Raw genomic sequence first — 15,734 nt, 5'->3', positions numbered from 1 at the left:
TCGACATGCAGCATCTACTCAAGAGCCTTGAAAAACACGGCGATCTAAAACACGTCGAACGGCAGGTCAATCCGGAATTCGAGCTGGCCGCCGTGACCAAGGCGCTTCAGGACAGCAGCAACGAAGCGGTGCTGTTTCATGATGTTGTAGGGTCTGACATCCCTGTCGTGTCGAACATCTACGGCAGCCATGAACGGTTGCTACGGATGGTAGGCGCGGCACCGGGCCAATCGTTCTGCGCGAGGTGGATCGAGCTGACCGAGGCTTGCATGGGCGCCAAGGACGAGGCGGTCTATGAGACAGCAAAGGCTGGCATAGATGGCGAATTTGTCGCCTGCAAGCTGAGCGACCTACCCGCCCTGACTTGGCATGGTAAGGACGGCGGCCCTTATTTCACATCTGCCGTCTATCTGGCAAACGACCCTGACACCGGCGTGCCGAACCTGTCGTTCCACCGCTCCCAGCAGATTAGCGACGACGAGCTGCGCGTGCGTTTGGGAGGGCCTCATGACCTGACCCAATACCAGAAGCGGGCTGAGGAAAAGGGCGCGCCGCTGGAGGCCGCATTGTTGCTATCCTGCCCGCCTGAGCTGTTTCTGGGCGCCTGTGCATCGTTGCCCATCGACGCAAGTGAATTGGCAATGGCTGCGCAAATCCGAGGTGAAAAGATCGCCATGCGCAAGTGCAAGACCATCGATCTTGAAGTGCCTGCAAGCGTAGACATCGTAGTTGAAGGCCGCTTCCTGCCGAATATCAGGCGTCCTGAGGGGCCGTTTGGTGAATTCATGGGTTTTTATGTCGAAGTAGGTGACAATCATGTTTTCGAGGTGACCCACGTAGAGCGCAGGAAGGATGCTGTTTTGCACGGGTTGTTGTGCGGATCAAACGAAGATCTGCGCCCATTGGAGGCGGTGATCGCTGCAAAGGTCTATGGCCATGTGTCTGGCATGGTGCCGGGTGTGCTGGATGTCAGCTGCAAGCCGAATGTGATGATCTCAATCATCAAGATCGATAAACAATACGAAGGTCACGGTAAGCACGCGATCCTTGCCGCGTTGGGTTCCCATCTGGATTACAACAAGGTGGTGATTGCCGTGGATTCTGATGTGGACATCTACAACTTAGATGATGTGATGTGGGCCTACATGACACGCGGGCGTGCCGACACCCGCGCGCAGGTGCTGCATGATTTCCCCGGTTTCTATCGTGACGAGATGAAAGATCACTGGGGTCGTCTTACCATCGACGCGACAATGCCTTGGGGCCGCGAGGCGGAGTTTTCCCGCAAGTCTGTGCCAGGCGTGGCCGATATTGACCTGTCGAAGTACCTCGAGCCATGAACAGCAAGCGGATCATCGTCGGATTTTCCGGGGCAAGCGGGGCGATTTATGGTCTCCGCGCGTTGGAAATGCTGCGCGCTGCGGGGGTGGAGACGCATGTGGTTGCCAGCCGCTCGGCGGAATTGACGTTGCGGGATGAATTGGACATCGGCATCCGTGACTTGGAGCCGCTTTGCGATCAGTTGCACGCCATTGGCAACGTTGGTGCTACCATCGCAAGTGGGTCGTTTCCGGCAGACGGTATGATGATAACGCCGTGCTCTGTCAGGACGTTATCGGAAATTGTGACTGGCGTGACTTCGACCCTACTCACACGCGCGGCGGATGTAACACTCAAGGAGCGTCGGCCTCTGCTCTTGATGGTGCGCGAAACACCGCTCCACCTGGGACATCTGCGCAGCATGATGGCGGCGGCAGAAATGGGGGCTATCATCGCGCCGCCGGTGCCCGCGTTCTATGCCAAGCCTGACACATTGGATGAGATGGTGTCCTTCACCGTGGGCCGAGCGCTGGATCAGTTTGGGATTAAGGCGCCGATCCAGAGATGGGCAGGGCTGGGCAAGTCCACGCCCCCTGAATGAGCTATTTTGAGGATCCTACGCTGGACAATCCGTTCTGGCGATTTTCGCTGGATCGCTACACGCGGCCTGGTGTGGCAACAACCTGTCTGGAAATGCAGGAACGTGTCGGTATTGACGTCAACCTGCTGCTTTTCGCCTTCTGGCTGGGACAAGAGGAGCGACGCGTCACGCATGACCTTGTGGCACTGGATGCTGTCGCCGAATGGCATGAAACAGTAGTGAGGCCCCTGCGCCACGCTCGGGTCGCGCGTCGGCCTGCCTCTGGACAGCATGAAGATCCGATCAGATCTGCGATCAAGCTGCTGGAGTTGCAGGCCGAACAGATCGAACAGGCGTTACTGTATCGTCACGCGAAAAATCTGGCTACCGTAACGGGCAGCGAGGCTCACACCGACATGATGCACAATGCTCAACGCTTGATCCCCGCGCTGGCGGTGGAGGGTGATGCCCTTAGGCGGCTGGCTTCACTTTGCCTTTAGAGTAAGACCCCGGCAGGTGCAGCACCTGTCGGGGTTATCGTACTTACGCTCTTAGCGGTATTTCACTGTCACGGCTTTGCCTTCGATGATCTCGATTTCGCGGAAGTTCCCGGCGCTTTCGCCTGCTCCGATCAGTTCGACGGCCGAGCCGCCTTCATAGTCGATCTCGCCGCCTTCGCTCAGGATCTTCAACGCCTTGCCCAACTCTCCGGGATAGATTTTTTCGCCCGGCGCGTTTGCCACGTCAAAGAAATGCGATTTGTATTCGGATCCATCTGTTGACTCGGCAGCCTGCATCGCCAAAATCATCAGTGCCGCTGCGTCATAGCTTTCGGGTGTATATGCTGATGTCGCGTCGAATTCACTACCGACCATTTTGGCAAACATCTTGACGCCCGGACTATCCGTGCCGGAGAACTGACCGGTGGAGCCAGCGATATCAGTGCCGAATTTCTCCTCCAGTGCATCGCCGATCATGGCGTCTGCAAAATGGAATCGGTCGAAGGCCCCGCTGTCCAGTGCCTGCTGGGTGATAGCCGCGCCACCCCGATCAATGTAGCCGACCACGACCAACACTTCGCCACCTGCAGAGGCTAGCGCACCGATCTCTCCGGAGTAATCCGATTTACCGTCTTCATGCGAGGCGGATATAGTAACCTCGCCGCCGGTTTCTTCGAAAGCGGTCTTGAACGCCTCAGAAAGCCCTTTGCCATAGTCATTGTTGGTGAAGGACACAGCGACCGATTTTACACCCCGGTCCGTAAGGATTTCCGACATGATCTGCGCTTGCCGTGTATCAGCTGGTGCTGTGCGAAAGAACAATCCGTCATCTTCCGCCGATGACAGCCCTGGCGAGGTGGAAGCCGGCGATACCATAGCTATGCCGTTGGGCCGCGCCACGCCTTGCAAGATCGCTGAGGTGACGCCGGAACAAGCCGCGCCGACGATGCCCTTCACGCGATCTGATGTGACAAGGCGTTCTGCGACAGCATTGGCGGCACTTGCGTCGACGCACGTGCTATCGCCCCGGATTGGCACAAGAGTACTGCCGTCCAAGAAAAGCCCTGTCGCACTTGCCTCTTTCATAGCCAATTCAGCTGCTGCGGCCATTTGCGGCGTCATTGATTCGACGGGCCCGGTAAAGCCCAAGACCACTCCGATCTTGACTTCTTCGGCAAGTGCCGGCATCGCGAGCGCTGCGATGACAACTGCGGGTGCAATGTATTTCATGTGAGTATCCTCCAACTGTCTTTTAAAAAGCATCGGTTAAGATGACGATCAGGGCCGATATACTGACCCTGACGAGGAAGTCTAAACACACCAGCCAATAGCGTAAGTCCTACGACTTCCTTGAACGGTTGCCATATTTTCGAATATGGGCATTACATCATGTTCCGATGATCCACTGGGATCTCTAGCTCGCGTTCGGTCACTCGCCTCTTCAAAGTTGGCTGTTGAAAAATCGGTCGTTTTTGAAGCGCCTTTGCGGATACGACTAGGGTCACCGCAATAATTTTGGCAACGCCCCTACGAGTTTTTGCCTAGCTCCAAGCGCAGCTCGGACGTCCGCTTTCGCGTCACCCTTGGGCGCGGGCTGCAATGCCGCGAAGGTCTGCTTCCCTGAAGGTTTTTCGATGTGGGCCGCGGCGCGACGGTGGCAGCCATGAGATGGCGGCCCACGTTGACAAACCTCGGAAGGAGGAAGCCGCGGGGGGCTTGGATTACCCTATGGGGAAAGTGTGCTTGCGGTTGGGGCACCGTTTGTATCAGGGGTGCGGCCGAGTGTGCGCAGGGCGCCTGAGACGGGCGCGAGCGCGTTCGATGCCCTCGGAACCGCTGCACGATTTGGCGTGATTGCCATTGTGTTTCGCGCCAAAGGAAGATGGGCACAGCCTGTCGTGACCGGATCTGCAGGGTGCAGCCGGTGGCGTTCTGTGCCATCTGACAGGCGGTGTGTCATGCGGCCTGCTCCCTTGGTGGTGCGCGCGACATCGGTTTTTGCCCGCGCCGGAAGATCTCGATGATCCGCATCGGGCCGCCGTAGCAAGGGCATGGTTCACGCAGGGTGAGTGGGATGATCTCGGCCTCGACACCTGGCGCAACGGGTTGTTCTGGACGTTGGACACAGAGCTAGGCGCGGATCATCGTGATGTTGGCCTTGCGGGTTGAACTGGCCAGCAGGCCGTAATGCCGGATGCGGTGGAATCTGTCGGGGAGGACATGGATCAGAAAACGGCGAATGAACTCGGGCGTGGCCAGCCGCATAACCTTTTGGCGGTCGCCGGATTTGATGCGGTAGTCCTTCCAGCGGAACGTGACTGTTTGCGCATCCGCGCTAACCAGGCGTGAGTTCGAGATCGCTACCCGGTGGGTGTATCGGCTCAGATAGGCCAGAACCGCCTCCGGTCTTCCAAAGGGCGGTTTGGCATAGACCACCCATTCGGTCTTCCGGAACGGGGCGAGCCAGGCCTTGAAGGCATCAGCGGTGGCTAACCCTTCGAAATCACCGAAGAAGACCAGTTGCCCGGTGCGGTGCAGTTCCATGAGCCCGTCCAGAAACAGGCGCCTGAACAACCGCGACAGCACCCGCACATGGAGGAAGAACCCCGGTTCGCAGGCTACCCACTTCGCTCCGTCGGGCGACAGGCCGCCGCCCGGCACGATCATGTGGATATGCGGATGGTGGGTCAGCGCTGATCCCCAGGTGTGCAGCACGCTGGTCATGCCCACCCGCGCGCCCATACGTTTGGGGTCGGCCGCGATGGTCATCACCGTTTGTGCTGACGCCTTGAACAGCAGCCCATAGGCCGCCTTCTTGTTCCAGTAGGCGATCTGCGCAATCTCGGCTGGTAAAGTGAAGACAAGGTGGAAGTATTCGACCGGCAGCAGATCCTCGGCACGGGCCGCCATCCAGTCGCGTGCAGCCGGACCCTGGCATTTGGGGCAGTGCCGGTTCTTGCAGGAGTTATAGGCGATGTGATGGTGCCCACATTTGGTGCAACCGGCCACATGCCCGCCGAGCGCCTCGGTCCGGCAGGCTGCAATTGCTGACATCACCTTCAACTGGGAGAGGCTGACATGCCCGGCGTTGGCCTGCCGCCACGCAGGACCATGGGTGCGGAAGATGTCAGCTATCTCCAGTTTTGAACGGGGCACCGGCCATGATCACTACTCCAACCCTCGTCGCAGGGTCTCATCCTGCAATAGTTTCATCTGCTCAAAGGGACTGACCGTGCCGCGGATCGTTTTGGTGGTCACATGGGTGTAGCGCGCCGTGGTCGTCAGCTTGGCATGCCCCAGCAACACCTGGATCACCCGCACGTCCGTGTTCGCCTCCAGAAGATGCGTGGCAAAGCTGTGTCGCAATGTGTGCAGGGTCGCCGGTTTATTGATCCCTGCCATGGGCACTGTCAGAAGAAAACTTGTTGAGGCGGGCAGGGCGAGGAATTAGCGTTGCGGTATGACCAAACACAGCCCTTTCCGCTACTTCAAGACGAGCCCAGAGATCATCCGTTTAGCAGTGATGATGTACGTTCGTTTCCCGCTTTCGCTTCGTAATGTGGAGGATCTTTTGCATGAACGTGGTATCAACATCAGCCACGAAACGGTTCGGTATTGGTGGAGCAGATTTGGCCCGTTGTTTGCCGCAGAGATCCGCAAGAAAAGGGTCAGTCAGATGCGCGCCTATTCGAATTGGCAATGGCACTTGGACGATGGCACTGCCCGGCAAGGCATGCTTTCATGCCTGAGAGGGTGTTCGTGAAGATAAACGGCGAGACGCATTATCTTTGGCGGGCAGTAGATCAGGAAGGGGAAATCTTGGAAAGATTCGTCACAATACGCCGTGATCGTAAAGCGGCGTTGAAATTCCTAAGAAAATCAATGAAGCGTTACGGCCCACCAGAGATCATCGTAACGGTCAAATTGCCGTCTTACGGCGCCGCAATGAAAGTCATTGGCAACGTTTCAAAGCAGGAAACGTTGCACCGGCAAAACAACCGGGCCGAAAACTCCCATCTGCCATTTCGACGACGAGAACGCGCTATGCTGCGCTTCAGGCAGATGCGTTCTCTACAGAAATTCGTTGCCGTGCAGTCCTCAATTAGCAACCACTTCAACAAGGAACGACATCTTTACTCTCGCGACAATTTCAAACTCAATCGAGATGCCGCTCTTAACGAGTGGCGCGGTCTTTGCGCAACATATTGGGCAGTGCTATTGCCGTAGCTGAGACCGGTTCGCCTTAGTTTGACAACGCCCTCAGGGAGACGAAAGCCTTACCCGTAAGGGGGTGTCGACTTGGGAAAAGGTGAATTGAAGTGACGGAGGAACATTCAACGCCTAAGCTTTTCCTTAGATTAAAGATGCAATCTGGAGAACCAAGTTATGAAAACTCTCGCGTGGATAATCTCCCTGATACTCTTCACAGGGACAGCGATGGCTGAAAATCAGGTGGGCATTACCAAAGACATCCCATCAGTCACCGTGCATACAGATAACGGTATGGTGGAGATCAACAGGGTTCAAGACACCAAAAATCAGATAGACGGCGAATGGGCGCTTACATCGCGGCCCTGTCCCGACTTTTGCATCCAACCGCACAGCCCTGCGGAAGGGGTGACCACGATCGGCGAACTGGAACTAATAGAGATGCTACTGGACCCCGAGGCCGTGGTAGTGGACAGCCGCACCCGTGACTGGTTCGCGGGCGGCACGATACCTGGTGCAATTAATATTCCTTACAACTATGTCGTGGACGAACTTGCACAACTGGGTTGTGAGCCCGATTTCGACGGCTGGGACTGTGCGGAGGCAAAGCCCGTAGCGCTATTCTGCAACGGTGTCTGGTGCGGCCAGTCGCCCACCGCGATCCGGAACATGATCAAGGCTGGCTACCCCGCGAACCGCATTTTCTATTATCGCGGCGGCATGCAGGGTTGGCGTTTACTAGGCTTAACCATAATTGGCGGCGATTAACGGCCCAAAGCTGCCATTCAAACACCAAAGGGTGTGTAGCCGCTTCGGTTTCAAAAGCAGACATGATATATTTAAGGAATGCTATCCTCGTAGCTCTGCTTCCCGATTTGCTTCCCGTCTTTCTTCTTGCACAATACTTGTGGTTAGGCTCCGGACGCAGTCGTTGGCCCATTTTCTAACTATTGGATTTTGGCTGTTCCTAAGGCTCTCAAAAAGCGGAGCTAGGGGTTTTAATCGAGAAGAAAACGGACCCCAACTTACACCGGAAAGCAATCTGCTATATATTCCTCCAAGCTGAGAAACGTTGGATGCATAGGTTTCGATCAACGAAATAAACTGGGCAGTCCAAAAGAGACTGCTCTCGTCTCCTTTTTCGACCAACTCGACCCATTCAAGCACGAATTCAATCCGCTCGTTGGGTTTCTCACTTATCCAATTCAGATAAATTTCCTCGGGGAGATCATTCAAAATTCCAGCTTGACCGGGCGTTCGATCCGAACCTTTTAGTAGGTTATGTAAGCGCCATTCTGTTAGGGCATCGGCATTGTCAAATGCTACCAGCACTCTGTTCCACACCAAGGCGGGATCGTACTGCACAGCGAGTAATAAAACCTTGCACGCTGCATCATCCATTTCCAGCTGAACGTCATGTTCCGCTTTGGTTGCCAGTTCCAGCGAGCGATCACAAAGGGCTTCCACGAATGCGTCGTCCACCTGATCCGAACTAAAGAGTTTTTCAATGCTTGTTTCCCAATGATGGGCGTCCATTACCCCGATGGCCTCAACGGAGAAAATGTTGGGATGAGAGCAAAGCTCCTTCACATAAGATGCTTTTTCAACAAAGCTTTCGGGCTGTCCGTATCTGTACATAAAAACCAAGTCCAAGGCGGACCATATTCCCTGCGGTCCAGTTTGTTTGATTGCATCTGCGAGAGGCAGGATAGTGGCGAAGTCATGATCATCAAAGCCGCGGCCGCAACTCAGCGTCGCAGCATGTCGTGGATCGCACAGACCATCCGTAACTAACTGGGCAACGCGTGATGCAATTTCAGAATCCATTTGAGCCGCTGAAATCAACGAAATTGCGTGACCGTCTAGTTCAGGCGCGTTCAAAGAAATCTCCAAGCAGGCCATTCCGACATCGCGAGATCTACTAAAGCCCCCAGATATCATGCCACAAAATGTTTTTAGGCATATTACCGTTTCTGTTAGGGGGTGAAGCGCCTCACAAGCCAAACCTATCAATGCTTCGGGATCCTCAACATGACTGGCCAGCGCATGTCCAAGCGCCCAAGCGCTGTTGAATTCACCACGGGCAATCTTGCTAACTAACTCTGAGTTGTCTTTCGCATCTCTTGAAAGAGTGGAGACAATCTCGCGAATGCAATTTATTGCATACTCATGGTCTGTGTCGGTCTCGGGGTCATACGGGACACCAATATCGTGGAAGTCGCCGGGCCACCCTTCGGACAAAAGCAACAGCTGGTCCACTTTGGAGCTTGGAAACAACTCGTCATACCAGTCACGCACTTGAGTGACATAGTCCGTCGGAGCTTCTTTGCTGTCGAAGAAAAACCATTGGTTTATAGACTTGATTGGCTTGGTCCATGCAGGATTTTTCTCAATAACCCTGGTTACTTGGCTTCGTAGATTACTGAAAATATTGGGGTACGAAAGCAATCCACGAATTTTGCCTCCAAGATGCGAAGTAGTCCTTTCATACGTCTCGACGTTCGCTTCCAACGCGATATCTGTAAGTCGATCAATCGCTGCGTTATAGAAATCGAAAATATCTTGATAGATTGCGGGTTGCCAGTCTTGGAGGGCTGGTTCTGCACCAATCCGTTCGTTGCCACCAGACCTTGAAAAGTGTCCCGTATCCAGCATCTTGCCGAGCGCATCGATACAAACCGACCTTACTCTGGCATCTTCATGCTTAAGCCCAGCATCTAAGATCGCTAGTCGTCTTGCTGGTTCAACCTCAGTGCCCGATAGATGCAGTTGGAACAGTCCAACAAATTGACCGTGAGCATTGTTCCCCCAATTTTCGTTCTCCGCCGCAGCTAGTTTCAGCAAAAGATGGGCCGCCTGCTCAAAACTCTCATCCCGAAAAACAAGCTTCTCTAACGCCCAAATTGTATTGCGGCGACCGTCTCTGAACGCCAAGAGCTCATCGATTGACAGGTGTGAAAGGAATTTCTCAAACGTAGCCATTGCTAGATCGGGTTCCAGATGAACTAGCCGATCCATGAATTTGGAACCTTCGTCTGTGTTGAGCGCATCGATATTGGGGATAACTGTTTCGACAATGCTTAACGCAAGACCAGCAACACGATGATCGAAGCTTAGCCACCTCAACCTCCCAAGCAATCTGAAACGCAAGTCGGTGTCGATGTTCTCAAATAGCCGGATAAGTTCGCCATCTGGCGAGGTGTCAAGCAATTGAACCGCTAGCCTTACTGCCAGTGGCTGTGGGCGCGCTTCTGCAAAGTCCCCCACTCTCCCAACAATCCCGCGATCACCAAAGACTGCCAAACTTCGAAAAACTTCTTTGGCCGATGCTTCCATAAAGCTTGCCAATTGCTCCAGTTCAAATTGTCTATCTCCTTCCACTCCAACAAGTGTAAATAGGCTTAAAAATTGCAGCGCTCGAAGGGCTTCTGCATCCTCCTTATCTTTCCCCCAGACAATCCGATCCACCAATGCATCAACCGAAACTAGCGCTGCGTCACCGTTCTCCGCTGCTTCAGCTGCCACGAGAGCCATTCTGGGAAAACCTTGAGCTAGGTCTCGAATGAAGCCAATGTCATTCTTTGCATTAGGATAGGGACTGCCCTCTACAATCCTGCTAATAAGGTCATCTGAAGCGGGCAGTAATTCGATGACAAGGTTCCCATGGACTCCCTGAGACCGCGTTTCTACGTTCAAAGTGATCAGCTTAACTCTGGACCCCTGTCTTTGAGCTTTTCTGAACAAGTCGGTGTGAGAACTGTCAGGACAATCATCGACGATCAGGACGCTTTCGGCTCCGCTCGAGACCAAATTCAAGGCAAGGCTGCCAAGACGTTGAGAAACATCTTCAAATTCGCAAAATATCACTGACGAAGTATCGAGTGTTGGGCAGTCATCATATGGCTTCGAGAATAGTTCATGAACGACGCGTGACTTACCAAAACCTGACGGACCAACAACACGAACGGAATTTTGACCGGAGGCGAAGAAGTGTTCAATTGCTGCCTGAAGCTGCTCAAAATTGATCGTTTCTTGATCGATTCTTAACTCAGATCTTAAAGCTCGGGCGGTGTTTCCTGTCAGGCGGAAGCGTGGTTCTTCGCTGGTCTGGAACGCCACCTGCGATATGTCGCCATCTTGAGACCATAGATCAAATGACTGCAGGCCACCAAGGTCGACTTCTTGCAAAATACCGTTTAGCCACAACGCAATTGCCGGGTGAGTGGATGTCCAGTCAGACAGCTTATTGGCGTCATAAATCCGAATACTCGACAACAAATCCGGGTTTTTGCCTGCGGCCCTAATGCCTTCTTCGATTTTGTTGACCCGAGCCGTAACTTTGGTACCGACTACGGCGCTGCCAGTAACGATGATGTAGGATCCACTTGCAACCAAGGCTTCTTCCAGTGCTTCGTTTAGTTCAGCCGGATTGTCCGCGGTTCCTGTTCCCTTTTTCCAAGTTTCTTTCATGCAGCCGGCGGGACCAGGATCACCTCTTTTACATTGAAAAATCGTATGCCTACTGGGCAGGTAGTCAGTCTCGTTTACCCCCCCGCTCCACGAGACGCGTCCGTCTTCGCCTCCGTCGGGTATGTGTATTTGCGTTGGGACATTCACATCCCTCAATGGGATGCCATTCTTCAACATTTCAGCTTTAGCGAGCCTGCGGAGTAGCTCCACTAGCAAGTGCTCGTCTAGGCGTTGGATTTGTTCCGGTGAAATCTCTAGGAAAGAAACCATTGATCTAAGCCTATTCTGCCAAACTAGAAAAGAAGGATAATGCGCGCCGTTCTCACTATCATTGCCTTAGTGGCTGCCTTCAACCTAAAGCTGACACGAGCATGTATTATTTTCGGTGAAGAAGCCAGGTAAGGGCTTTGGTCTGAGTCTGCTGAAACACTGGCAATGATGTTCCCGTTACCTGCCATTGGTGCAGGCCGCAGCGAAAGTCCGGTTTCCGCCCGTGTTGACCGTAGAGAACGGCCCATACCAGACACTCAAAGCGGCCCCAAATTGATGCGATGCGGCCCACAGAAGGAGACATTGGCAGCCATGACATAACCTAAATCCATGTAAGCAAAATTTTCCGCGGCGAAAGCGCTATCGCGCCTGGTGCTCGATGAAGATTATGCAAGAGAGCGGCGTAACATCTGCGGTTTATATCACGACATTAGATTGGTAGAGTTAGATTTCCCCTTCTTTCTGGAGCGATCAAACCAATGCTCACCGCAAACATAGATGGTAACCGAAGCAGGCCGATTCCTGGCGCAGTCGGCGTATGTCCCTCATCTAAGTTAACGTGGCAATGTCGTTGCTGGGCACGGATGACGCGTATTTGCGGCTTGGTCCGCCCACATTCAAGCCTTTGCACGACCGCAGACACCGCTCAAGGCTAAATAAGCTTGTCCAGTAAACAAAATTAAGCGATCTTTAACCGACCTTACTGTCAAGCAGCAGGCCACTGGGGAATGTCAGCTAAGGGCGCGTAAGCGTAGTTCATCCGGAAAACGCAGCGGAAAAGCTTCACTTCCCGCGCCTGGGCGTGCTTTCGCGTTCAGCGGACCAGATGTGCGGGCAGGCTGCAGATGGATGCACCACGCAGCAGCGACGTCAGAATACGCCTCTATTTGGTGTCGCGGACGGAATAGCCATACTCGTGCAGCCGGTGCTGCCATTCGCGGTCAGAAACCGCCAGGCGTCGTTCGCGCACCACCATTTCCAGAAGGTCGGTGCAGTCGTTTTTCATAAACTCGTTCATCGTTTCATTCCCTGTTGCAATCGTATTGTTCAGCCTGAATAATGGCCCCTAAAGAGGGTTGATTGATTTTTGATGTGGGATAGGCTTCGTGCATAAACTTTAGGGAGACGCAGATTATGGCAAATGGACCACTAAGGATTATCTCAGCCGCCGCACTTCTCATAGCAGCTTCTGTCGCTTTGACTAACACCGCAAAAGCGAACGGCTCTATCGACAGTTCCGACTTGCACTGGTCGAAACGAGCCTTGGAAACCTCAGCTACTTGTGAACCCACCGAACCAAAACTTACTGGTGTGAGTTGCGCTACGATATTCAAGGCTTCGAGTTCCACTTGTCGACACGCCTGTCTGACCAGCTACTATAACTGCGCTGAAACATGTCCGAGCGGTGATGCTGGTCGTAGCTGCGTAAATAGCTGCATCAATGTGCTCAACTCGTGTGAGGCAACCTGTTAAAGGCAACCAGCCTTTTATATACATCATCTTAACCGCTTCATTAATACCGCAGCTTATGCGGCATGACTGTTTTCAGCAGCGGCCAACGCGGCGCCCAATTCCACGGCAACAATTCGTCGAGCCTGTAGATATGCCGTTACTCGCGAGACATTCCCTTTAACCTCCCGGCACCGGGAAGAAGGAGATGATCATGAACAAAGATCAACGCGAGATACAACGCAAGTTGCGGATACTGCGATACGCCGAAGAGATCGGCCATGTTGCCAAAACCTGCCGCTATTTCGGGATCGGTCGCGCCAGTTTTTTCCGCTAGCGCAAAGCCTATGTAGAACACGGCGAAGCAGGGCTAATCAATGCGCCGCCCATCCCCAAATGGCACGCGAACAGAACGCCACCGGAGCGCGAGGAAAAGGTGCCTTATCTTCGTCGCAAATACCACCTCGGTCCCATGCGGATCGTTTGGTATCTGGAGCGCTATCACGGCATCAGGATATCTGACGCAACGGTTTCGCGCATCCTGCGCCGGCATTGGCTAAACCGCCTTCCACGTGGCACCCGCATTCGCAAAGTCCATACCAAGCGTTATCAGAAGCAGGTGCCGGATCATCACATCCAGATGGATGTTAAGTTCCTGACTTTCAAAGGCAAACAGGGCGAGAAAGTGCGCCGCTTTCAATATACGGCTATCGACGATGCAACGCGTGTGCGGGCGTTGAAGGTTTACGAAAGACACACTCAAGCCAACGCCATAGATTTCGTCAACCATGTCATCGATAAATTCTCCTTCCGCATCCGCGAAATCAGGACGGATAACGGCCATGAGTTTCAAGCGAAGTTCCACTGGCTCGTCGAGGATCTCGGCATCCGCCATGCCTACATCAAACGCGGCACGCCCCAGCTCAACGGCAAGGTAGAGCGGTCTCACCGTTCCGACGGGCAAGAATTTTATCAGCTGCTCAACTACAAAGATGATGTCGATCTCGAAGCCAAACTGGACGAATGGGAGCGCTTTTATAACTTTCACAGACCGCATGGCGCGCACAATGGAAAGACACCTTACGAAGCCCTCAGAGAAAAGCTATAATCAACAAAGGGAAGTCTCACGAGTAGCCGCACCTTACACAATGCCGACTTGGTTAAGACGGTTTTAACTGGCCAGTTTAGCGTCTTTGGGTGGAAACAGCCGCCCGCGCTCCAGCTATCATTCGGATGACGAACAGTAGCTGTCTCGCCAATCAGATATCGACTCATACTTGTCCCACATAACTTGTTTGTTATGTAGGGAAGTCTCCCAGTTATTTTCAGCCACTTGGGCATTGCCCCTGTCACCATAATTTCCGCAAATCCGAATGAGTTTCTTATACTCAAGCGCTGCATCTGTGTAGTGATAGGCAGCGCGGAGGTAAAGATCTGCAGCAAGTTGCGCGCCGTTGCACCAAGTCTTCCCCCCGACAATCTCGTAGGAGACATCGTTAAGCGCAGCCATCAACTTCTTGGCATCGGCTATCTCACTCTTTGCTCTCCGACTGCTCTCCTTCGCCTGAATAGCAGCAACACTGTCGATGCAATAGGCGTTTACCCCACCGCACAATACCATAGTTGTCGAAGTCAAAAAGATCAGTCGCAATATACTATTCATATTATAAAGCCAGATTATCAGCACAAAACTTTGAAAGTGAAGGGGCCCCCAACAGTTGGCGGCTATCCGTTGTAGAAATCAACGCCGCGAATGCAGGCATTCAGCCGCGTTCCCGAAGGGAAACTGTTGTTGCAGCTCTTGAGGCCCTATTTTTGCCACTCCAATGTGCATTGTTGCAACTATCGGCACAGGCACCAGCGTCAGCTGAAAGATCATAAACATACCAGCAAAAGATCGTTCACATTTTGCACGGCACTGACCGTAAGCATTTTCAGCATGAGCAATTGATTAAATAGCGGCAATACTCATTGTCAAAATAATCAATAGACTAAAGCTCTTAGACACCATCTGTTACGTCTTGCTTGTTTCCTCACTTTCAGATGCCGAAAATTGAAACATGACAGACATCTTTGTGTCAAGTTACTTAACTTCCTTTGTTCGTGTATCAGGCGCGGGACCCATAACCCAAATATGACGGTCGCAGCGTTTGGACATGTCGCGCTTTCGTGCCGGCATTGTCACGTTAACTTAGAAGAGGGGAATTGGTAGGCTGCGTCCTGCATCAAGCGGCCACGATTTCGAACCATTCGGCAAATGCCCTGGCGCGCGTTTGGTGGAGAGTTTGGCGAGAGATCAGGTGGCGTTGCAAATTGAAATGGTTGTAAATGGTGTCATGGACGGAATGAAAACGTTGCATTGAGCTAGACGATTTGAACCTGCCCATTCGACGTTCCCGTCGGCGTGTGGGCTGGTGTGAAACCTCTGCGCGATTGTTTAGCCGACCACCCGTGGAATGAAGGTGGGTTAACCCAAGTTCCCGAAGTGCAGCCGCATAGGAGGCCAGCTTGTCGGTAACAATTACATCCGGAATATATCCTTGCATTTTTAAGAGTTTGCGCAAGAGTTTAAGGGCCGCACGCTTGTTTCGGCGCGATTGGGCCAGAACTTCGCCTTCATCGTCGACTGCGCGCCAAAGGTATGTCCGCTTGCCTCTGATACGGATAAATACTTCGTCGAGATGCCACGTTCCAGAGACCCGAACTCTGCGGGACCTTATGTTGGCAGCAATCAGCGGGCCGAACTTCAATATCCATCGGCGGATCGTCTCATAGCTGACTCGGATCCAGCGATCCGCCAGCATTTCTTCGACGCCTCGAAAGCTCAGGGAAAAGCGAAAATACAGCCAGACCGCCCTTTGGATTTTTGCAGGCAGAAAGCGGTGTCATGCATGGAATATCTTGCTCATGCAGCCACTATAACATCTTCCCGCAAC

The 15,734-nt window shown here is 53.3% G+C and carries 10 protein-coding genes and 4 pseudogenes; 6 read left to right on the top strand and 8 right to left on the bottom strand.

Annotation, left to right across the window (positions count from 1 at the left end; all coding sequences use genetic code 11):
* Positions 1-5 precede the first annotated feature (5 nt).
* From OE750_RS16205 to OE750_RS16195, 3 genes are read left to right on the top strand one after another with little or no spacing between them, the layout of a single operon-like run.
* Positions 6-1,340, top strand: coding sequence for a UbiD family decarboxylase (locus tag OE750_RS16205; RefSeq protein WP_263765352.1), 1,335 nt, complete (start codon positions 6-8; stop codon positions 1,338-1,340).
* A complete protein-coding gene (locus tag OE750_RS16200) occupies positions 1,337-1,921 on the top strand; it encodes a UbiX family flavin prenyltransferase (RefSeq protein ID WP_263765351.1) in 585 nt (194 codons plus the stop codon). Before OE750_RS16205 ends, OE750_RS16200 begins: the two co-directional genes overlap by 4 nt.
* Entirely contained in the window at positions 1,918-2,400 is a 483-nt protein-coding gene (locus OE750_RS16195) for a TIGR02444 family protein (RefSeq protein ID WP_263765350.1), read from the top strand. The genes OE750_RS16200 and OE750_RS16195 overlap by 4 nt, the downstream gene beginning before the upstream one ends.
* A gap of 51 nt (positions 2,401-2,451) precedes the next feature.
* Here OE750_RS16195 and OE750_RS16190 read toward each other — a convergent pair whose 3' ends face one another.
* From OE750_RS16190 to OE750_RS16180, 3 genes and pseudogenes are all read right to left on the bottom strand, one after another.
* A complete protein-coding gene (locus OE750_RS16190; RefSeq protein WP_263765349.1) occupies positions 2,452-3,630 on the bottom strand; it encodes an ABC transporter substrate-binding protein in 1,179 nt (392 codons plus the stop codon).
* Positions 3,631-4,356: 726 nt separating this feature from the next.
* A pseudogene (locus tag OE750_RS16185) lies at positions 4,357-5,556 on the bottom strand (IS91 family transposase).
* Between the two features lie 12 nt (positions 5,557-5,568).
* A pseudogene (locus OE750_RS16180) lies at positions 5,569-5,802 on the bottom strand (tyrosine-type recombinase/integrase); the annotation flags it as partial.
* A gap of 58 nt (positions 5,803-5,860) precedes the next feature.
* Here OE750_RS16180 and OE750_RS16175 point away from each other — a divergent pair.
* A pseudogene (locus OE750_RS16175) lies at positions 5,861-6,627 on the top strand (IS6 family transposase).
* Between the two features lie 159 nt (positions 6,628-6,786).
* Complete coding sequence (locus OE750_RS16170; protein WP_263765348.1) at positions 6,787-7,377, top strand: rhodanese-like domain-containing protein; 591 nt, start codon at positions 6,787-6,789, stop codon at positions 7,375-7,377.
* 81 nt (positions 7,378-7,458) lie between these two features.
* On the opposite strand, the gene OE750_RS16165 is transcribed toward OE750_RS16170, so the two are convergent.
* The 3 genes from OE750_RS16165 to OE750_RS16155 form a co-directional block, all read right to left on the bottom strand.
* The gene (locus OE750_RS16165; RefSeq protein ID WP_263765347.1) at positions 7,459-11,079 is read right to left on the bottom strand and encodes a hypothetical protein; all 3,621 of its coding nucleotides are present in this window, start codon (positions 11,077-11,079) and stop codon (positions 7,459-7,461) included.
* A 1,153-nt stretch (positions 11,080-12,232) separates the two neighbouring features.
* Positions 12,233-12,367 (bottom strand): hypothetical protein, encoded by a 135-nt coding sequence (locus OE750_RS16160; RefSeq protein WP_263765346.1) that lies wholly within the window; start codon positions 12,365-12,367, stop codon positions 12,233-12,235.
* Between the two features lie 4 nt (positions 12,368-12,371).
* On the bottom strand, positions 12,372-12,698 hold the full coding sequence (locus OE750_RS16155) for a hypothetical protein (protein ID WP_263765345.1): 327 nt from the start codon (positions 12,696-12,698) through the stop codon (positions 12,372-12,374).
* 314 nt (positions 12,699-13,012) lie between these two features.
* Here OE750_RS16155 and OE750_RS16150 point away from each other — a divergent pair.
* A pseudogene (locus OE750_RS16150) lies at positions 13,013-13,906 on the top strand (IS481 family transposase).
* Between the two features lie 117 nt (positions 13,907-14,023).
* On the opposite strand, the gene OE750_RS16145 reads toward OE750_RS16150, so the two are convergent.
* Both OE750_RS16145 and OE750_RS16140 read right to left on the bottom strand, forming a co-directional pair.
* Positions 14,024-14,461, bottom strand: a complete 438-nt coding sequence (locus tag OE750_RS16145; protein ID WP_263765344.1) for a hypothetical protein — start codon at positions 14,459-14,461, stop codon at positions 14,024-14,026.
* Between the two features lie 562 nt (positions 14,462-15,023).
* Positions 15,024-15,674 (bottom strand): IS6 family transposase, encoded by a 651-nt coding sequence (locus tag OE750_RS16140; protein WP_263765449.1) that lies wholly within the window; start codon positions 15,672-15,674, stop codon positions 15,024-15,026.
* Positions 15,675-15,734: the final 60 nt, after the last annotated feature.

Source organism: Lentibacter sp. XHP0401, from assembly GCF_025751535.1.
Lineage (GTDB): Bacteria > Pseudomonadota > Alphaproteobacteria > Rhodobacterales > Rhodobacteraceae > Lentibacter.
Note: the sequence above shows the minus strand (reverse complement) of the source record. Positions and strands in the feature narration are given on the sequence as shown.

Coding starts and splice junctions, on each gene's coding strand:
- OE750_RS16205 (WP_263765352.1), top strand. CDS start 6: ATGCAGCATCTACTCAAGAGCCTTGAAAAACACGGCGATCTAAAACAC.
- OE750_RS16200 (WP_263765351.1), top strand. CDS start 1,337: ATGAACAGCAAGCGGATCATCGTCGGATTTTCCGGGGCAAGCGGGGCG.
- OE750_RS16195 (WP_263765350.1), top strand. CDS start 1,918: ATGAGCTATTTTGAGGATCCTACGCTGGACAATCCGTTCTGGCGATTT.
- OE750_RS16190 (WP_263765349.1), bottom strand. CDS start 3,630: ATGAAATACATTGCACCCGCAGTTGTCATCGCAGCGCTCGCGATGCCG.
- OE750_RS16170 (WP_263765348.1), top strand. CDS start 6,787: ATGAAAACTCTCGCGTGGATAATCTCCCTGATACTCTTCACAGGGACA.
- OE750_RS16165 (WP_263765347.1), bottom strand. CDS start 11,079: ATGAAAGAAACTTGGAAAAAGGGAACAGGAACCGCGGACAATCCGGCT.
- OE750_RS16160 (WP_263765346.1), bottom strand. CDS start 12,367: ATGAACGAGTTTATGAAAAACGACTGCACCGACCTTCTGGAAATGGTG.
- OE750_RS16145 (WP_263765344.1), bottom strand. CDS start 14,461: ATGAATAGTATATTGCGACTGATCTTTTTGACTTCGACAACTATGGTA.